The 20866-nt window shown below is 45.2% G+C and carries 15 protein-coding genes; 6 read left to right on the top strand and 9 right to left on the bottom strand.

What is annotated here, in order from left to right; all coding sequences use genetic code 11:
* Positions 1–76: 76 nt before the first annotated feature.
* The 6 genes from GJB61_RS00255 to GJB61_RS00230 all read right to left on the bottom strand — a co-directional run bounded on the left by GJB61_RS00255 (position 77) and on the right by GJB61_RS00230 (position 9383).
* The gene (locus tag GJB61_RS00255) at positions 77–952 is read right to left on the bottom strand and encodes a radical SAM/SPASM domain-containing protein (protein ID WP_154116015.1); all 876 of its coding nucleotides are present in this window, start codon (positions 950–952) and stop codon (positions 77–79) included.
* A 19-nt stretch (positions 953–971) separates the two neighbouring features.
* Positions 972–1958: a Gfo/Idh/MocA family protein gene (locus GJB61_RS00250; RefSeq protein ID WP_154116012.1), complete on the bottom strand. Its 987-nt coding sequence runs from the start codon at positions 1956–1958 to the stop codon at positions 972–974.
* Between the two features lie 424 nt (positions 1959–2382).
* Positions 2383–3771 carry a threonine synthase gene (gene thrC, locus GJB61_RS00245; protein WP_154116011.1) on the bottom strand — a complete coding sequence of 463 codons (1389 nt, stop codon included), beginning with the start codon at positions 3769–3771 and terminating at the stop codon, positions 2383–2385.
* 220 nt (positions 3772–3991) lie between these two features.
* Positions 3992–4486: a CYTH domain-containing protein gene (locus GJB61_RS00240; RefSeq protein ID WP_154116008.1), complete on the bottom strand. Its 495-nt coding sequence runs from the start codon at positions 4484–4486 to the stop codon at positions 3992–3994.
* Between the two features lie 166 nt (positions 4487–4652).
* Positions 4653–6812 (bottom strand): alpha-galactosidase, encoded by a 2160-nt coding sequence (locus tag GJB61_RS00235; protein WP_154116005.1) that lies wholly within the window; start codon positions 6810–6812, stop codon positions 4653–4655.
* 24 nt (positions 6813–6836) lie between these two features.
* Positions 6837–9383, bottom strand: a complete 2547-nt coding sequence (locus GJB61_RS00230) for a beta-mannosidase (protein ID WP_154116004.1) — start codon at positions 9381–9383, stop codon at positions 6837–6839.
* 274 nt (positions 9384–9657) lie between these two features.
* On the opposite strand from GJB61_RS00230, the gene GJB61_RS00225 reads away from it, so the two are divergent.
* From GJB61_RS00225 to GJB61_RS00200, 6 genes are all read left to right on the top strand, one after another.
* Positions 9658–10959: an ABC transporter substrate-binding protein gene (locus GJB61_RS00225; protein WP_420819717.1), complete on the top strand. Its 1302-nt coding sequence runs from the start codon at positions 9658–9660 to the stop codon at positions 10957–10959.
* A gap of 121 nt (positions 10960–11080) precedes the next feature.
* On the top strand, positions 11081–11974 hold the full coding sequence (locus GJB61_RS00220; RefSeq protein WP_154115999.1) for a carbohydrate ABC transporter permease: 894 nt from the start codon (positions 11081–11083) through the stop codon (positions 11972–11974).
* A 2-nt stretch (positions 11975–11976) separates the two neighbouring features.
* Positions 11977–12816 (top strand): carbohydrate ABC transporter permease, encoded by an 840-nt coding sequence (locus GJB61_RS00215; RefSeq protein ID WP_154115998.1) that lies wholly within the window; start codon positions 11977–11979, stop codon positions 12814–12816.
* A gap of 52 nt (positions 12817–12868) precedes the next feature.
* A complete protein-coding gene (locus GJB61_RS00210; RefSeq protein WP_229521385.1) occupies positions 12869–14662 on the top strand; it encodes a sensor histidine kinase in 1794 nt (597 codons plus the stop codon).
* Between the two features lie 27 nt (positions 14663–14689).
* Positions 14690–16186, top strand: coding sequence for a response regulator transcription factor (locus GJB61_RS00205; protein WP_154115993.1), 1497 nt, complete (start codon positions 14690–14692; stop codon positions 16184–16186).
* Positions 16187–16201: 15 nt separating this feature from the next.
* On the top strand, positions 16202–16930 hold the full coding sequence (locus GJB61_RS00200) for a spermidine synthase (RefSeq protein WP_154115991.1): 729 nt from the start codon (positions 16202–16204) through the stop codon (positions 16928–16930).
* Between the two features lie 20 nt (positions 16931–16950).
* On the opposite strand, the gene GJB61_RS00195 is transcribed toward GJB61_RS00200, so the two are convergent.
* From GJB61_RS00195 to GJB61_RS00185, 3 genes are all read right to left on the bottom strand, one after another.
* Positions 16951–18675 carry a methyl-accepting chemotaxis protein gene (locus tag GJB61_RS00195; RefSeq protein ID WP_154115989.1) on the bottom strand — a complete coding sequence of 575 codons (1725 nt, stop codon included), beginning with the start codon at positions 18673–18675 and terminating at the stop codon, positions 16951–16953.
* Between the two features lie 4 nt (positions 18676–18679).
* Positions 18680–20335 carry a SpoIIE family protein phosphatase gene (locus tag GJB61_RS00190; protein WP_195724176.1) on the bottom strand — a complete coding sequence of 552 codons (1656 nt, stop codon included), beginning with the start codon at positions 20333–20335 and terminating at the stop codon, positions 18680–18682.
* Positions 20336–20509: 174 nt separating this feature from the next.
* The gene (locus GJB61_RS00185) at positions 20510–20863 is read right to left on the bottom strand and encodes an STAS domain-containing protein (RefSeq protein WP_154117248.1); all 354 of its coding nucleotides are present in this window, start codon (positions 20861–20863) and stop codon (positions 20510–20512) included.
* Between the last annotated feature and the right edge of the window lie 3 nt (positions 20864–20866).

Below are 20866 nucleotides of genomic sequence, written 5' to 3'. Positions count from 1 at the left end.
TAAAGACCACGGCAAAAAGCAAACTTCCCTAATGAAAGCTTGCTGCTTCTTTAACCATATATTCTGGTAATGAACCTTATGTCCCGAATCGCTGTCTATATCCACACTTGCGGCATAGCTCTTCAACGGCTTCCCGGCGGGAGAATCCGTAGAACAGATTGTTCGCCCGTTCACCCTCCACGATCTCGGAGAAGGGGGTCTGGAGGAGATTACCGAGGTTAATTACTCCTTCGCCGTCTAGACAACAGGGCACTACCGTGCCGTCGACCAGCACTGCTGCCTGGCTGCGCAGCGCATGGCAGAAACCTTTGCCGTCATCCTCAGGCTCAGTAAGACTCGGCCACTTGAACTCGTGATCCTGATTCAGATACACGCGTGGTGCGATTTTGACGCCGCTGCCCGGCAAGACCTTCTCATCAATATGGAAATCCAGATTGAAGGATTCTTCCAACATGGCGAGCGTCTCCCGGTTACGGCTTCGCTCCACATTACTCTGATTATCCTCCGTCAAATTCCAGAGCCGAAAGGAGATAATGACTCCTTGGGCCGAAGCTTCTCGGACAAAAGAAATAATCTCCGCCAAATACCCTTCGCGATTCTCGGAGCCTTCATGCCCATCAAAGCTATGCAGCGAGAAATTCATCTGCCGCAAAGCTGGCTTGCTCAGAATTTTGGGTCCTGCTTTATGAATCAATGTGCCGTTAGTTGTAATATTAACCTTGAACCCTTTGGCATGAGCCGCATCCAGCAGCTCCCCAAGCTTGGGATGCAGAAGAGGCTCTCCCTTAACATGCAGATAGATATGATCGCTATGCGGCTTGATTTCATCGAGTATCGTGTTGAAGACCTCAAGCTTCATGAAGCTCTTCTCCCGAGCGGTTTGCGGACAAAAGCTGCAGGCCAGGTTACAGACGCTTGTGATCTCGATGTATACCTTTTTAAAAGTCTTCAAGTTCTGCTCCCCATTCGTGTTATAGATCCGAGGTATACCGAAGCCCGATTTGTGCTCTGGCTTCTTCCATAACCTCTGCTACCGCCAAAGAGTTGGCATGACTGTTAACACTGCTTTCCCGTTCGCCGTTCTTCAATAAATGGATAAATTCTTCAATCTCGTAATACATGGACTCATACACTTGAGGTACCGTCAACTCTTCAACAGTTCCGTCACGGTAAAGAATTCTCACCTGATAGGGTTGATTGATCTTGTCGATGACCATCGTGCCGTTCTCCCCTTGAATCTCAGCGGGCAGATACGAATCGGCAATCTTGGAATGCATCACAACAGCGTCCATATCCGGGTACTGCATGACAATACTTCCTTCCCCATCTACTCCCGAGGAGAGCATCATGCCCACGGCTTGTACGGATTCCGGCTTGCCGAACAGTGCTACCATCGGATATAGGCAATAAATTCCAAGATCCATCAAGGAACCGTTGGAATAAACAGGATTAAAGGCGTTCAGCACCGTCCCCTGCCGGAAAGCATCATACCTCGACGAGTATTGACAATAACTAGCTACATAACGTCGTACCTGTCCGAGTTTGTATAGATTATCTCTGATCACGCCAAAATTCGGCATGAACGTTGACTTCAATGCTTCCATCAACAGTACATCATGCTTACGGGCCGCTTCAATCATCGCCTGCAGTTCCGTGCTGTTGGAGGAGGCTGGCTTCTCGCAGATGACATGCTTGCCATGGGTCAAGCACATAATAGCCTGCTCCGCATGCATGGAGTTAGGACTGGCAATATATACCGCGTCTACTTCTTCGCTGCCGACCAGCTCTTCCAAGCTTGTATATATCGTTGCTCCCGCATATTTAGCGGCAAAAGCCTGACCCTTCTCCATCGTGCGGGAATACACGGCTGTAAGAATAAACTCTTCATGATCTAAACCAGCCTGAACGAAGCGATCTGTAATCCAGTTGGTACCAATAACCCCGAATCGAATTGTCATAAATGATCTCCGCCCTTTTTTGTTCTTAATGACTCTAAATGCTATTTTCTCACTCCCGGGGTAGTGATGTCTACTTATTAACCATTAATTTCCGACAAACTTTGCAACTCAAGTATGTGAAAAAAAGCACCTGCATAAATGCAGCTTGCCCATTCCCAAGCTCTAGATTCAAATGATTTACGATCCGCCGTCTACAAACAAGGGCTGGCCTACTGTACAGCTTAATAGGTCTGAAGAATCAGCGTCGTTCCGTTCTTCCGGATTTCCAGATTGGCCACTGGCCACACGTAAATATACATTTTTAGTGCATTTTCTTTGCAGCGAGTTAGCATAGCAAAAAACGGACCCGTTCCTCTCTAATAGAGGACCCGAGTCCGTTAACTTTCACAAACGTATTTATGAACTATGTTATCCGAGGACGATTTTAGCCATAAAAGGCTTGCAGCTGGCGGACGATTTCATCCTTATCATGCTCCACTACAGTCTGATGCTGAGACATCGCGAACAGAGCTTCGATCTGCGCTGGAAACTCCTGCTTGATATCAATTAATTGGATCGCTTCATCAAATTTAGCCGGATGTGCGGTTGCAAAGGTGATGCCGATCTCATCCAGGCCATTAAAAGCCTCATAAGCGGCAATGCCGCAGGCCGTATGCGGATCGAGCAGGTAACCATGTTCCTGCTGGTACTTGCTGATTGTATTCAGGCACTGGTCATTCTTCACACCGAGAGCCACGAAATCCTGTTGGACCTGTTGAAGGTCCTCGCCTTCAATCATAATTTTGCCTTCACTCTGCAGCTTGGACATATAAGCAGACAGCTTCTCAGCATCCTCGCCGATCAGGTAATACAGATAACGCTCAAAATTGCTTGCTACCTGAATATCCATTGAAGGGCTGTAGGTGCTGGTAAAACCGCCTGGCTTATATTCGCCGGTATTCACAAAACGCTCCAGAATGTTATTTTCATTCGTCGCGATGATTAACTTGTTAATGGGCAACCCCATTCTCTTCGCCAAGTATCCTGAGAAAATATTACCAAAGTTACCGGACGGCACGCTGAAGTTGATCTTCTTCTCCGCACTGTCTTCGATTTGCAAATAGGCATAGAAATAGTAAACACTCTGCGCCAGAATGCGCACAAAGTTAATCGAGTTGATCGCACGCAGGTGATACCGACTCTTGAAGTCCAGATCTCCGAACAGATCTTTGATTACCTTCTGGCAATCGTCAAAGTTACCTTCCACCGACAGATTCAGCACATTGCTATCATCAACCGTTGTCATCTGCAGCTCCTGCACCTTGCTTACCTTGCCATGCGGATGGAGAATACAGATCTTAATGCCTTCCTTGCCGCGCACGCCCTGAATGGCTGCCGCTCCCGTATCTCCCGAGGTTGCACCAAGGATATGGATGATCTCGTTCTGCTTCTTGGAGATATATGAATACAGCTCACCCATAAATTGCAGTGCCACATCCTTGAAGGCAAACGTTGGTCCGTGGAACAGCTCCAGTACATATAAGGAATCGCTCACCTGATGCATAGGCGTTACTTCCGGCGCGCGAAAATTAGCATAGCTGGTGTAGGCCATTTCTTGTAAATCCTCGTAAGGAATCTCATCATTCGTGTAATAGGCAAAAATCTTCAGGAACAGATCCTGGTAGCTAAGGCTTCTCCACTCTTCCAGTGTTGCTGCTGAAATCACCGGAATCTCGGAGGGAACCATCAATCCGCCGTCATCAGCCAATCCCATCAAGACTGTATCGATAAAGCCTTTAGCTTCCACATTGCCTCTTGTGCTTATATACTTCATGCTCATCCTCCTGTAACCCCTCTTTATTTAAAATATAAGAATTTATAGGCTTCACGCAATAATTTATCCTTATATTTCTCGAAGAAACGGGTGCCGTCTATAATAAAGGACGGCGAAACCGTTTCATCTTGTCCTATATAGTAACACGTTTACGCGTTAAAGTCCGCTTATTCTGTGTCATCTTTTGTGCGAAAAATACCGATGTTCCGTTCAGTTGATACTATTTATTCTGGAGCTCTTTCCAGACCGTTTTGTTGCTGTACTGCCGTTCTACGCTGACATCCTTGCCGAACCATTCCGGGGCGTCAAAGCTTTCCGCTTCCTCAAGCGAATCGAATTCTACCTCTAGCACCGATAGCTTCAGTTGTGTGTACACATCGATCTCAATAGTTGTGCCATTCCATACGCCTGTAGTACGCTCTTTGACCAGTGGGATCATCTTAACCGCCTCGATCATCTGATTATATAAACCCTCTGAGATAAAATATTCAATTTCCTCGCGGCTGATCCCTTTACCATCTTTAAACGTATGCGTGTAGGTTACTTCGCCCGAGTCAAGGTCGGTAATCTTGCGCACTCGCAGCTCCTGGCCCCCGTCGATCGCCAGATAAGTCTGATCAATGCTGTGCCGGGTAAGAATCTTCAGTTGACCTTCTTGAATAAGCTGCTGCGGATATTCCGGCAGCAGAAACTTGCGTTCAATCTCCAAAGCCATTTGGTCTCGCCCCTCTATGCGTTATATATTCTATATTATAAATCATCATAGGGGCGAGGCCTACGCAAGTCAATGCAAAGGGTCCGGCTTTGAGGTCCACTTAGCCTGCACACAAATAAGGCAGGCCAAGAACTACTCGCATGGCCTGCCTTATTCTCTCGTTTGTTTATTGAATATCCTGTGCCTTCAATCTATAACAGCCACTAACATAATCCTGCTGCACATCCGGCAGCGACAGTCCCACCTGCATCAGCCGGTCTCCCCCGTACACTTCTCCGCTATCCTCCAGCGTATAGTCTAACTCAGGGTTCAAGCCGTTCAACTGCAGGTTGCGGCGCGGCGGGTTCGGCACCGCCATCACCCGGAAGTAATACACGAGTGCTTCGCGCTGGTCGTCGGATACGAACATCCAGGCCGTTTGGTTGCCCTCGAACGGGCTTTGCAGCCGGTATAGGTTGCCCTGCTGAACCAGTCTGCGAATTTTTTTATAATTCGCTACCTGATCCTTGACAAGCTCCTTCTCCTCCGCCGTGAACTTGGTTAGATCGAGTTCGTAACCAAAGTTACCAGACATGGCCACATCTCCACGGAAGGACAGCGGCGTAATCCGGCCAACCTGATGATTCGGCACAGCGGACACATGCGCGCCCATTGCGCTGATTGGATATACCAGACTCGTGCCGTACTGGATTTTCAGTCGTTCCACAGCATCGGTGTCATCGCTCGTCCAGGTTTGCGGCATATAATACAACATGCCTGGATCAAAGCGTCCACCTCCGCTACAGCAGCTTTCGAACAGAATATGCGGGAACTTCGAAGTCAGCCGCTCTAACAGTTCATACAAACCCAGTACATAACGATGTGCCGTCTCACCCTGACGTTCAGGAGTAATTTGGGCCGAACCGATTTCTGTCAGACAACGGTTCATATCCCATTTCACATAGGCCACTGGAACGGTGGAGAATACGCGGCTAAGCGACTCATAAATATACTGCCGCACATCCTCTCTGGTATAGTCCAGCACCAACTGCCAACGCGCCTCACTACGGCGGCGGCCCGGTACATGCAGGCACCAATCGGGATGCTGGCGGTATAGATCGCTGTCCGGCGAGATCATTTCCGGCTCGACCCAGAGGCCGAACTGCAGGCCGTGACCGTTCACCCGCTGCGCCAGATCGGCAAGACCGCCGGGCAGCTTACGCAGATCCTCTACCCAGTCGCCGAGGGATGAGTTGTCGGCATCTCTTTTGCCAAACCAGCCGTCATCCAGCACGAACAGTTCAATGCCGAGCTTCGACCCTTCGGCGGCGATTGACTCCAGTTTGTCCGTATCAAAGTTAAAATAGGTCGCTTCCCAGTTATTGACCAGAATCGGACGCTCTTTATCTCTGTAGAGTCCCCGGCACAGACGGGTCCGGTACAGACGGTGATAGGTTCTCGACATCTCTCCGATGCCTTCAGCTGAATAGACCATGACCACTTCGGGGGTCTGGAAGCTCTCGCCAGACTCCAGCAGCCAGGAGAAATCAAATGAGCTTAGTCCGATCGTGAATCTTGTCGTCCCAAAGGAATCCACTTCTGCCTCTGCTTCAAAGCTGCCGCTGTAGACAAGGCTGAAGCCAAACACCTCTCCTTGATTCTCATCCGTTCCAAGCTTCGCTAGGGCAACGAATGGATTCATCTGGTGGCCGCTCATCCCTCTGCGGCTCTCGATCGTTGTCCCACCCTGCATCAGCCTTCTGCGGGTAAGATTTCCTTCTCTCGCCCAAGCCCCTGCCAGATAGACCATATCCATCTCGCCCGCCGGGAAATCAACACAGGCGCTAAGAGCACGCTGCAGTTGCAGCGCTGTATCCCCTTCATTCAGCAGTTGGACCGAACGGGCGACAACATCGCTATCCTCATATATGGTGTATCGCAGAATAACACTCAACTTGGCGTAATCATCCTTGAGGATAAGCTCCAGCGTCTGCGCTTCCTGCTCAGACTCTACATAGATAGAGGGCAGCCCGGCCAGCGCAGGCTTGCCTCCTGTAAGCCGATACCCGTTATAACTCAGTTCGGTTACCCTTGTTCCATCCTGCAGCCGCACCTGATAAGCGGGATTACGAAAGTCACCTGAGCCATACTGCGGATATTCCTGCGGCAGCCGATCCAGTCCAGTATTCCCGCCGTGATTAAGCAAACCGTCAAGGTTGCTGTCCTTCCGCAGCTTTTTGCCCCAGTACACATGCACTGGATAGCCATTCACAAGCTGGATAATATAACTCATTCCTTTGCTCTGCAAATGAAAGAGCCCCTTGTCTTCCTGAACCAAGATTCCCATGCCAATTCCTTCTCTCCCTAGGATTTATAATAAGCTCTCATCTACAAAGTCAGCCATGGATTGGACCTCTAACCCCTTCGGCACCGCTGGAACCCAGTCTCTTCCATCCGTCCCGCGCAGCGAGAAGCTTATAGTCTTGGACTGCCCCGGAAGCAGATCAAAGAAATTATCCGAGAAGATTCCTTCCTCTTCTGCCGTTAAATACACTCCTCTGGCGAGCACATCGCTTGTAACCGTGAAGCTAAATTCGCCACTCTCTGGAGTCTCAACTATTGTAATCACAGGCCGGATTAAAGAAATCTCTTTAGCCGGTACAAAATAGTGCTCCTTGCTGTCCAATATCTTACCGTCAGCCAGCAAACGAAGGGATAACAGGACTTGGCCCGGCTCATGTCCATCCATAAGCTCATGGAGCGGAGCGGAGAAGATCATGGCTGCAGAATCTGCCACCAAGTTTACTTGCGAGAACCATTCCCGTAGCAATGAACCATCCACATGATATAACGCAATAACAAGCTCACTGTGTAGAACACTTTGCAAATCAGATACGGCATGAACATCCAGCCGCTCTCCATCCTCTTCAATGACGGATAATAGGACATCCTTATAACTTTTGCGAACCGTATATTGCAAGGCCTTCCAGCGTCCGTAATAATCCATACCTGCCCAGGAGGCTACCGGCCAGCAGTCGTTCATTTGCCAATACAAAGTACCCATGCAATAGGGCTTATTTCTTCTATGACTTTCGATTGCGATCCGCATAGCCTCGGCCTGCAGAATTTGGCTCATGTACAGGAAAGCTCTGAAGTCCTTAGGCTGCGGCAAATACATATCCATATATTCTTTAATGAGCAGATTGCCGCTTCCATTCTTCTGGTGGGCCATCATCACATCAGACGTAAGCTCCATATCCTCTTCCTGCGCATAGCTCAGCACGGACTTCAGCTCTGGAAAGGACTGAAATCCATATTCGCTCATGAAGCGGCCGACCTTGACATTATAGTTCTCAAAAGGCTCCTTCGCGTGCCACACGCCCCAATAATGAATATCGCCATCGTCCGCAACCTGTGTCGCATGTTGATGCTCATCTCCAGTAAGATTGCGCAGGGGTGAGGAAGGCCAATAATCCATACCGGGATGAAATGACGCAACAGCTTCCGGCAAAATACGGTGGAAAATCTCCTGATAGCTCGCCCATAACACCTCACGTATTTCCGTAGTGTAACCTTCCTTCCAGCCCCAGCCTTTATTATCCTCATAGTGTGACCAAGCAGAATCAATCTCGTTATTGCCGCACCATAGGGCTATGGAGGGATGATTACGTAGTCTTTTCACATTATATTCTGCTTCCTCCCGCACACTTTCCAGGAAATGCTCATCTCCCGGGTACATGCTGCAGGCGAACATGAAATCCTGCCAGACCAACAAGCCATATTCATCACAGAGCCGGTAAAAGACTTCTTCCTCATAAATTCCGCCGCCCCACACTCGCAGCATGTTCATATTGGATTCGGCCGCAGTCGCAATCTCGTGCCGATAACGTTCCTCTGTCATTTCTGTGATAAAGCTATCGTTCGGAATATGATTGGCGCCTTTGGCGAAGACGGGTACACCGTTTAATGCAAAAGCGAATGAGGTGCCCCGCTTGTCTTTTTCCCGGAGCAGCTTAATTTCTCGCAGACCGGTTTGCGCACTCGCACTTGCCACGACTGTCCCGTCCTGAACCAGCTCAGCCTGGAACGTATATAGATTAGGCTCTCCAAGGCCACGGCACCACCAAAGACGCGGATCGTCTATAACGAGGTCTATATTTAATGTTTGCATGCCTACTTTCAGAGAAACCGCTTGCATCCAGTCCTGGCCATCGGCAGTTATGCGAAGCAATCCTTGCCAAACTATCGGAGCCTCTACCTCAATAACTGCTGTCAGTCTTGCTTCTTCCTTACCGATCTTGTTCTGGCGAATATAGACATCGGTTATCACCGCAGCATTGCGGCCTTCGAGAACCGCTTGACGCCAAATTCCGCTGGTCAGGAATCTGGGGCCCCAGTCCCAGCCGTAATGATAAGGAGCTTTACGGGCAAAGACACTAATCCGCTGTTCCTCAAGTCCTCCGAGCTCGGATTGATCATTCGGAGCAGGCAGGGCATAACCCAGCTGAGCCAGCTTTGGCAGATCTTCCTTCACTACCGAGCGGAATTCCACTCTGATGTGGTTATCACCAGTCTGTAGCCACTCTTTAACGTTGACTTTCCATGCCCGGAACATATTGTCCGCCGAAAGGATATGTACATCATTAATATAAACGTCGGCATACGTATCAAGTCCTTCAAAAATCAGCTCCGTGGAAGCTAGATTCTGCCACTCTTCCTCCAGATGGATTACCGTGCTATATTCCCAGTCCTGCTTATCGATCCACTGTAATTCATGCTCATTCTTTCCATAGAAGGGCTGCGGAATCATTTCGTTCTTCAACAGATCCGTGTGGACGCTTCCCGGCACGGTAGCCGCAAGCCATTCCTCAGCACCGCAGGCTCTAAATTTCCAGTTCGTAAGATTAATTTGTTTCATTGTACCCTCCTAAAGTTTGTTCATGTCCAAAGTATCATGCGTCTTCTTTCTTTTCATTGAACACATTTGATATTTATTGTATTTTGTTATCTTATTGTTATTTACACGCTAATTATAATCCAGCAAACAAAACAAATAAAGACAATAAATAATAATTGAATACATTTATTAGCGAATAAAATAGCGCTATAATGATAATGTAAACGCTAACAACAAACGAAAAGGGGAGAATTACATGAGAAATAGGTTATTTTCGTTAGTTTTTGTTATTGTTATGATTTTCTCTATATCTCTGACAGGCTGTGGCTCTAACAATGGAAACAACAACGCAGCAGCAACGGACAAACCCGAAGCAACAACAGAGGCAGTAGCAACTAATGCAGCAGACACAGCAACTGCAGAACCAGCAGCCGGTTCTGACATTAGTGGCAAAATTACTTTCCTGACTAACAGAACAGATATGATCGGCAAAGAGTATGACGAATATGTAAAGCGCTTTAATGAGAAATATCCGAACATTACGGTAGAATTTGAAGCCTCCCAAACCGACTATAATCAACAGGCTAAAGTTAGAATGGCCAGTGGTGAGCTTCCCGATGTAATGTTCATCCCTACCATTCCTAACTCTGATCTGCCAAAATATTTTGCTTCGCTTGATGATCTTGGTTTGAACGATCAAATCACTTTCAAAGACTTCAAGTCCTTTGACGGTAAACTCTACGGTATTACAAGCGGGAACTCTACTTCTGGTATCGTTTACAACAAAAAAGCCTTCGCAGACGCAGGCATTACTGAAGTTCCTAAAACATGGGATGAGTTCCTTGCTGCATGTGAAAAGCTGAAAACTAACGGTGTCGTTCCACTGGCTTCCAACTTCAAGGATAAATGGCCACTGAATGACTGGGTGTACGCTGTTCCTCGTGTCATTGAAGGCAAAGCCGATTTCCCTAACGAAAAGCTGACTTCAGAAACTCCTTTCACAATGGACAATGGTTACGGTAAAGCACTCGGCTTGTTGAGAGAATTGAACGAAAAAGGATATCTGGAAAAAGATATCAACTCCACCAACTGGGAGCAATCCAAAAAAGATATCGCTTCCGGCAAGTTCGCTATGTACTTCCTAGGCAACTGGGTTATCAATCAAGTTATCGGTGCAGGCACTACTGCTGATAATGTAGGATTCTTCCCACTTCCTTATGATAACTCCGGCACTCCTGTAGCTCCACTTAGCCCTGACTTCTTCTATGCTGTTTCCAAAGACAGCAAAAATGTAGAAGCCGCCAAAGCTTTTGTAAAATGGATGATTGAAGATTCCGGATATGAGGACTTCGCTGGCTTTATCTCCCCGCTGAAAGGCAAGGAATCCAAACTGGCTCAGTTGAAAGAATTCCAAGCAACTGGCGTAGTTTTGCAAGAAGGTACTCCAGATGATGCTAAGGTAACCGAAATCGGCAACAAAGCACAGCTGGATCTGCCAGCTGTCGTACAAGAATTCGTTCTAGCTAAAGACCCACAATCCGTGTTCGATAAATGGAACAAGGCTTGGGCCAAAGCGAAGAAAGACCTTGGTTATTAAGTTGACGATGATGTTTTACGCTCCGGTTTAGTATAGCTACGGCGCACAATGGATTATCGCCTTTACGGATAATCCATTTTGTCGTCACAATTGATGCTTTTATGAAAGAAGGGCTTTAGCGATGTTAGGAACATTATCCTACAATAAACAGAAAACTATTATTATCGTGTCATTCCTGCTTATTCCTTTGATTCTTCTCGGGACATTCACCTATTATCCGGCGCTGAAGCTGATCTATTACAGCTTTACGAACTGGGATGGTTATAGTCCTGAGAAACCTTGGGTTGGCCTAGCTAATTACAAAGAGGTCTTCACCACTCCCGATATCTTCAAAGTGTTTACGCATAACTTTGCATACTTCGCGATGGGGATTATCCAGAACATTGTTGCTATCTATTTCGCAGTCATCCTGACCGGCAAGCTGCGGGGCAAAACGGGCTTCCGCATTCTGCTGTTCCTTCCTTATATTATGAACGGCGTTGCTGTTGCCTTTATGTTTGGTTATGTATTTGATACCACCAATGGCTCACTGAATGTGTTCTTGAACAACATTGGCCTGAGTAGTCTTGCACAAACGAGTTGGCTTGGAACAGATGGACTGGTTAACTATTCACTCGCTTCGACTGGCTTTTGGCGGTTTATGGGCTATAACATGGTCATCTACATTGCCTCATTACAGGCTATTCCCCGCGATATCTATGAAGCGGCCAAGATCGATGGGGCCAACTCTATGCAGACACTATGGAGAATTACACTTCCCAATATGAAACCTGTTATCCAGTTAAACTTATTTCTAACCGTTACCGGTGCGCTGGAAGTATTCGATCTGCCATTCGTACTGACTAAGGGTGGTCCCGCAGGTGCCAGCCAGACCTACGTAATGCGTGTTGTAGATACAGCCTTTGCCTATAGCAATTATGGTCTAGCCTCTGCGATGAGTATTATTTTGCTCTTCTTTGTAGTCTTTGTATTGCTGCTCCAGCAGCTAGTTCTTAATCGGGGAGGAGATAAGTAGCTATGACACATTCCAAATCTAAATTCAGCATCCCAGATTTCCTCAAATATCTCTCGCTGATTATCGGCGTGTTCGTTGTACTGTTCCCGCCTTATGTGGTCATTGTCAACGCCTTCAAATCCACCGATGAATTTAATAGCAGCAGTTCTATGGCTCTGCCCAAAAACTTTCTCAATTTCGATAACTTTATTGCCGTATTTCAACGTGGAGGCCTGCTCAGTGGCTTCGGCAATGTACTGATCATCATAGTGATTACACTAACCCTGAACATCCTATTCGGGACTATGGTAGCTTTTGTACTGGGACGTTTCTCCTTCAAATTGAAGCCGATTGTCTTCGGTGCTTATCTGGTAGCCACCATCATTCCTAGTATCACGACTCAAGTCGCTACCTTTGGTATAATAAAAAATATGGGTCTTTATAACACACTAGGCGCTCCGATCGTGTTATATATTGGAGCAGATGTGATCCAGATTATTCTATACTTACAATTCATCCGTAATATACCCGTTGATCTCGACGAAAGCGCGATGGTTGAAGGGGCATCCTTGTTTAAAATATACCGTTCTATCATTTTCCCCTTACTGACACCAGCAACGGCTACTTTGATTATATTGAAGACCATCAGTATTTATAATGACATGTACATTCCTTACCTATATATGCCTAAGCAAAGCCTTGGAGTAGTCACCACTGTGCTTATGCGTTTTCAAGGGGTCAACTCGGGTGAATGGAATTTAATCTGTGCAGCCATTCTACTCATTCTCCTGCCAACAATCGTTCTATATTTCTTCCTTCAACGATATATCTTTGAAGGTGTAACTAGCGGCGCAGTCAAATAAGGCGGACTGACAGAAAGGAATAACAGCTATGGTGTCATACATCTGGAGAATCTTGCGCAACCTGTGGTTATTCCTTGCCAACCTGCCGATGGAGCGAAAACTAATCGTCGTATTTATTTTTCTGATCTCTTTGCCTATCACTTATGTTAGTTATCTATCTTCCCACTCCATGTTTAATTCCGTTCTGGCTAATGCAACCGATAGCGCCGGGCAGATGACCGTAAGCGCCTCGGATACCATCGACCGTTATATTGCCGACTTGAAGCGTAATACGGCACTCCCGCTGTATAATACTGATGTGCAGTTCTATCTGGAGCAGCACAATACAGACTGGGATAAGAACACCCACATGGCCATGTTTCTAAGTTATCTGAACCATACCAAGGAAGAGATCATTGCCGTTTATCTGGTAGATCATTTTGACTCCGTTTTCTATGACAAGAACCCCGGCATTAATCAGCTATTCCCGGAGGAACGACTAGCCAAATGGAAAGCCCTTAGTTTGGCTGCAGGAACGGCTCCTGTCATTCAGGGCAGACAAACGATCCGGGTAAATTCGAATGAACACAGAGAAGTCTTTAGCGTTCTACGAACCGTTACCTCTGTAAGTACACTGAAAAGTATCGGAATACTCATATTCGATGTCAATATCAATCTCTTCAAGGGCATTATTGATCCCGTAAACGCCGTTACCCAAGGCAATACGATGATCATAGACGATAAGGGTGGATTAATGTATGCCGGTGCTGACACGGGTGATCAAACCGCTGAGAAGCAGGCAATTAACCTACAGCTATTGCTACAAAAAGTAGATAAACAAAATGGCCATTTTCAAATGGATCTGGACGGGCAGTCTTATCTGGCGGTATATACTGTTTCGAAGATAACCGGCTGGACAACCCTTGTTTCCATTCCGCTATCCCGCATTCTCTCCCCCGTGGAGAAGAACCGTAATGTGCTCATCTCCACCACCTTAATCATTATCGCCTTTGCATTGTTCGTCGCCACAGTAATTTCTCATGCGCTGACCAAACCACTAAAATCCATGGTTCGCCTCATGAAGCAGGTGCAGCATGGCAATCTTGACGTCTGGATTCATCCCAAATATAACGACGAAATTGGGATGCTGGGCAGCCATTTTAACCGGATGATTATACGGGTTAAAGATCTGCTGCAGGAAGTATCGCTTACCGAGAAGCGCAAACAGAAAGCAGATATGCGGGCGCTGCAGAATCAGATTAATCCACATTTTATCTACAATACCTTGGAATCGATCCGTATGCTGGCGGAGAGCAGTGATGATTCACGCGTAGCGGAGCTTACCTACTTGCTTGGCGTTCAGATGCGGTATGGTATTGTTCGCAGTGAAGAGACGGTTACGATCAGACATGAGCTGGATCATGTACGAAATTATTTCCACCTGCTGCAAATCCGTTTTCCCGATAAATTCAGATTGAACATTGATGTTCCAGAAGACTTTCAACATCTGCCTGTGATTAAACTTGTATTTCAACCCATAGTTGAGAATGCGGTCTTTCATGGCTTGGAGCACAAAGAAGGGCCAGGCACACTGATCCTTTCTGCTTGGAATGAAGACGGACATGCCGTATTCTGTGTGGAGGATGACGGTGTCGGCATGGATGAGGACAATTTGCATTCCTTAAACGACAGCTTAACCCATGGGGCTGCTGGAGAAATGTTCGGCATTGGACTAAGAAATGTAAACGAACGGATTCGCCTTCATTATGGCAGTGAATTTGGCTTACGTGTAAAGAGCCAGCTTGGCGAAGGCACCCGTGTCACCCTGCGGATTAAAGACCCTTCCAGTGATAACAACCTAGAATAATAAAGATAAAGAAAGGGGATATCCGGATTGCTGCGTATTGTGATTGTAGATGATGAAATCCTAATTCGCGAAGGTCTGGCCCGAATGATTAGTAGAGAGAGCACTAAGTTTGTGGTGATTGGCTCCTATCCAGATGGGAAGCATGTGCTTGATGAATTACCAACGCTTCATTTCGATGTGGTCATTACAGATATCCGCATGCCGCAAATCGATGGTCTGGAGCTTATTAAGCAACTTAAGGCCAGCCAGCCACAGATCCGCTCTATTCTGATGAGTGGGTTTGTCGAGTTTAATTATGCCAGAGAGGCCATCCGCAGCTCAGCGGTGGACTATTTGTTAAAGCCCATTAACAAGGATCAGCTGTTTGAGTTGCTCTACCGTTTGGATGAAGAGCGCCGGCTTCTGCACGTCAAGGAAGAACACCAACGGTCCGGGCTGTTGCTGTCTCTGCTCCATATCGAGGAACCGTCTTCTATATTGTTGAGCGGTCTTGTCTTGCCCCAGCCTTTTTTCACCATATTTGCGCTCAGGGGCAGTTGTCCCGAAGTAGTCTGTGCTTGTACAGGCAGTCTGCGGCAAGAAAAGGAGTTACTGTTTGACAAACTGGAAGTCCACAAAGGGCTGGAGGTCTGGATTTGGTATTCGGAGGAGCCTCTTACTACTGAGCAATTAAGTACAATCGGCAGCCAGCTCCGGATTAACTCCCCAGAACATATCTTGCACGTAGGTTCCAGCTGTACCTATACCGATGTGGCTCAGCTTAGACAAGCCTATCTGGAAGCCAAACAAGCCTGTGACGCCGGTATCTATAGTCAAGGTAATCTGTACTATGCGAATATTCAGGAGATCCAGCTGCCGGAAACGGTTACGGATGATCTCTTTTCTGCTTTTCGGGAGCCGCTGATCCATGAACTGCAGATTCTGAATGTGGCCGGAGTCATGGAATGGATTCACAAATTATTCACCGCCTTACAATCACAGCAATCCAATCCGGAGCAGATTGTCCGTGTCTGTCGTCTGCTTGAGGAAACTACCCTTAAGGAACTGCAGGAGTTCGAGGCTGTCTACAAAGGTTTTACCAGGATACGCTTGGAGGAAAGAGTTCAGTCCTGCCTGTCTTTTAGTGAAATCGAGAATGTATTCACCTCTATTTTCTCGACGGTTCTCTCCGAGATCCGCACCCATCGCCTGGGGATGTCCGGCACTGCTGTGGAGACTGTAAAGCGCTGGATATCCACCAACTACAACCAACATGCAGAGCTGAATACCCTGGCGAACATGGTGTTTCTAACCCCAAGTTATTTAAGCAAGCTGTTCAAGCAAGAGACAGGATTAACACTTACCGATTACATCATCGAAATACGCATTCGCAAAGCCAAACAGCTGCTCAAAAGCGCTCCTGATCTGAAGGTGCACGAAATCGGAACCGAGGTCGGTTATGCCGATCCTGCTTATTTCAATAAGCTCTTCAAACGGGTGGTTGGTGTAACTCCGAACGAATATAAGCGAATTTCGATCCACTAAGGAGACCTTCATTCCATGCTTCAGGCCAACAGTAGTAACCATGAGATCACAGTTTACGACACCACCGAGCTTTATGGCGAGAAAGGGAAATTCCGTGTCATGGAGTTCTCCAATAAAGCTATTCAAGGTGCGCTGGATTTAAATCATCCGAAACGCATCCTATTCGAATACCCGCGAGCAATCATTCATTTGATGGAGATTAATGAGCCCTATTTTGAGGATGTATTTGTCATTGGGCATGGGATTGGAACCCTCGCAGGGTATTTCGCGGAAAAACGCTTTAAGATCGCGGAACTCGACGCCGAAGTAGTGGAATTAAGCAGAACCTATTTTGGTTACAATCAAGATAATGTGGTTATCGGGGATGGGCGTTATATTCTGGAAAGCGAACAACCTAATGCTTATGATTTCATTATTCTGGATGCCTTCACCGCGGCTGGCACTCCGCGACATTTAACCACTAGCGAATTCTTCAGCGCTACCCATTCTAAGCTCAATTCCCGTGGTTCTATCATTATGAACCTGATGGGAAAAGTGGAACATGATCCGCTAGTGAACGCCATCCATACCACACTTAGCGAACAATATCCCTATCTTAAATCGTTTGCCCTGCCTGCAGAAGGTGCAGCCGACATTCAGAATATTTTAATTATCGGCAGAAAAAGGCCGATCCAGTTTCAAGCCCGCCAAATGGCAGGTTTTACTGAGATCAACCTTGGACAAGGACATATGATTTGGGATTAGTCATGATTTCTGGAAATGAACTAAACCTTAAATTTAGCAACCGCTTGAACAAGCGTTTGAATACTCAACTTCGAAGTTTTCATTTCGTTTAGAGCTTCTGAAGCACTCATGGCAGCCAACATCGTCTTTTCGGCAATATTACTTGTTCCACTTGCACCTTCATCCGCTGCACTGGCAATTTCATTGGTTGAAGTCACTAAGCTCTCTATGGATGCCAGTAATTGTTGAGTAGTTGCGCTTAAATCAGTCGAACGGTCATCGTTAGCATAGGCTTCTTTGGCATATTGCTCTGTGGCGTTAAGCATAGAAGTATAATCCTCACTAACATTTTCATTAAAAAATCGCAAAAGTTCATATGAATTCGATTTAAGATTGCTTACTGAATGTATAACTACATTTGTAACTTCTTGAATCTCATCAGCTGCTCGCTTGGAATTTTCGGCAAGTTTGCGAATTTCATTAGCCACCACTGCAAAACCTCTTCCGAATTCACCTGCTCTAGCTGCTTCTATAGCTGCATTAAGTGCTAATAAATTGGTTTGGGAAGTAATTTGAATAATAGCATCCGCCAATATGGATATTTCTTCAACAGCTTTAGATTCACTCATAGCTTTCTCAAGATTCTCTTTTACAGTTAGATAAGCAAGATTACCATTACTGTGAGATTCCTGAAAGTCTTTATTCAATTGAGTTGTTCTCGTGTTCAGTTCTACAGCAGATTTGGCCCCATCTTGTGCTTTTAGCGCGATAGACTCCACGGCTCTTTCAATCTCCGTAGAAGTTGCATTCATTGCCTCGGTGGAAGCTGCGGTTTCTTCCATTCCAGCGGATAGCTGCTCAGTTGTTGCTGAGATATCCTGAACACTGTCGTCCAATTCTATCATTCGAACATTTACAGTATTAATAACCTGTTCTAATTGTGCACTTTCGTCCTGCACATGTTGAATAATCGTTCTGAATTCTTGCCTTGCTCTAGCCTCAGCTTGAATAATTACGGCAAATTCATCCTTCTCATTCAAAAACTTCTCAAAATTATGATCATATTTCAAATCCAAATCCGCCGTTTTTTGAATGAGCTTCACCGTAATACCCGTGCGTTTCTTTACATTACGAATCACAATAATACTAATAATTAATGAAATAATAAGTGCAATAGCTAATCCTATCCACATTATTTGCTTGACGTGGCTCACAAAATCCGCACTTTCCGCAATAATATCCAAACTATACGTATCCAGAATTTCTTCAATTTCATTAATACTCTCTCTTGCTGCTTCAAATTGAGTTAATGACGCTGAGGGAGGAAGGGCCTTCCACTCTTTAAACTGGCTATCAAATGAATCAAATAGTTCAAATGCCGTTTTCCCTGATGTCTCATGCTTATATTTCAGAAACTCTTCCTTGTTCTTGCTCATAATATCTTTGGCTTTATGTACTCGTTCTACCGTCTGTGCCACATTTTCTTCATAAGAAGCTTTAAACTCGTTAGCTCCCCCTGCATCTTTTGAGTTCGTCATATGTTCCTGGTCAACCAAAGCTTGATAAAAGTCACGATCTGCATTGAGTAGCCAGGAACTACTGGCATGAGACTCATTATACAAATTATCAATTAGTTTATTAGATAACTGATTAATAAAGCTAATGGATAGTATGGATAGGACAATAATTGCAATAATCGGTGGAATTAAGGGGAATAACATTTTTGTTCCTAAACGAATATTATTGAATTTTAATTTTCCATGCATTTAATTACCTTCTCTCCGAGGCCTTCTCACTACAAATATCCATACAGATCAGACATATATCATCTGGAACTTCCTGTTTATTTATGTTGCTAAAAGCAAGCAACGTATCCATCACAACAGTCATGGATTCCAATTTGGTTTCAACCATGATATTTTTCACGGAATTAACCTGTTCTAGCATCAACGTGCCTGGATTCTCAATTAATCCGTCCGTGTACAGAATTAATCTGGCGGATCCTTTAAGCTGAATTATTTTGGTCGTCACATTTAAGTCAAGCATGAGTCCGATCGGAATACCTGTTGATTCTAAGATATGAATTTCTCCGGAGTCATCCATTAACAAGCCGCTGGGATGCCCAGCATTTATATATTCTATACAATTATTCTCATGATCTACAATCAGATATATCGCTGTGAAAAAGAAATTTGTAGCTGGCATAGCTTCGCTAAATAGCTTATTCATATGATCATTCAGCTCTTTGACCACATCCTCAGGATTGGAGCAGGATTGTATAATTCCTCTAAGCAACGCACGAATGGACATACAAATAAGTGAAGAGGAAACTCCATGGCCCATTACATCCATGATAAGAATTCCATACCGATGTTCATCTATGTGATACCAGGCATACATATCTCCCCCAAGCTCCTGTGATGGAACATAACGCGCGTCTATCGAAAAGACTGGAGTATAGATAGGTTTACTAAGTACGCTCTTCTGCACCTGTCTGGCTAAATCCAGATCAATTCTATGGTTCTCCTCAATCCTCTTCTTATCTGTAATATCAATCATAAGCCCATTAATACCTACCAATCGATTGTTACTATTTATAACGGGAAATAAACGGCTTTCCACCCAACGAATTTCTCCATTTAAATGAACTAATCGGTATTCTATATTTTCATAAGATGAAGATTCTTCTTTATATACTCTATTCATTCGTCCCGTTACTATTTCTTTATCCTCTTCATGGACTCGATCTGTCCACAAATTCGGGTTGCTATAATGCTCCTCAACCGTATAGCCGAGAATCTTCTCACAGGCATCTGACAGGATAATTCTTTTCTGCTGTATAACATCTAAAGACCAGAGCACAATATCGATACTCTGAAAAATGTTATTCATCTGGTTTTGGACTACACTGAGCTTTTCCTGAGCTTTCTCTAATTCAGTTATATCTTTAGCAAACCCAATCACACCTTGAATTTCCCCATCCACCATAAGGGCTACACTAGAAAAATCAAAGACAAGGTTTTGTCCTGATTTGTTTTTGATTTTCATTTTTCTTGATGAGGAAATGGTAGTTCCCTTGATAATCTCTAAAAAGGTCCGCTGAATCATGGCCAGATCTTCTGGAGCAAAGAGAATTGAAAAAGGTTGGTTATTAATTTCCGACTCTGAATATCCGAGACTATCCAAAAGATTTGGACTTATACTATCCAACAGTCCATTTCCATTAACCACATAAATCCCAGCATTTTCATAGAGAAATAATGATTTATAGCGCTGCTCGCTGTCAAAAAGCTTCTTTGTATTGGCAATTTGCTGTCTGTACATAAAGAATAATGGAGTTAAAATAACACATTGGGTTAGAAGATCGACAATAAATTCAAATCCAAACCTTTTATCGATAAACACCAAATTATACAGATTTAACACTACTAAGACTAAAAGTATGAATATAAACATATTTTTTTGGTACCATTTAATAAAAAATCTGAATATTTTATTTATTACAATCCCCCCTCACAATCGTATTAAGATGCATAAAAACCATCACGTGACAGACCTTACTAAGATTTGTCACGTGAAGGGCATATGCTAACAATATACTTATTCCCTAAGGGAATCGAAATAAGTGTAAGCATCATTAACTTCAATGAATATTTTCATAAATGTACTAAAATGAACGATTTGAAAAATCTCCCCCACCGTCGATTGTATTCCCGCCAGCACAAGCTCTTTGTCAGAACGCCCCGCAGAAAGAACTGCATCTGCAATCACTCCTAATGCAGCACTGTTTAAGTAAGCCACATCGGTCAGTTCCAAGATAAGTTCACTTTGATCGCTCTCCAGCAACTTCCAAATTGCCATGCGAAATTCGTCAACATTTTTCAGGGTTACATCTTTGCCCCAATTCAATAATTGAATATTCTCATTCACTGAGTTTACCGGATCGAATTCCATATT

Origin of the sequence: Paenibacillus monticola, from assembly GCF_009664975.1 — a bacterium.
Classification (GTDB): Bacteria; Bacillota; Bacilli; order Paenibacillales; family Paenibacillaceae; genus Paenibacillus_AQ; species Paenibacillus_AQ monticola.
The sequence above is the reverse complement of the archived record's forward strand: the minus strand, read 5'-3'. Positions and strand labels throughout refer to the sequence as shown.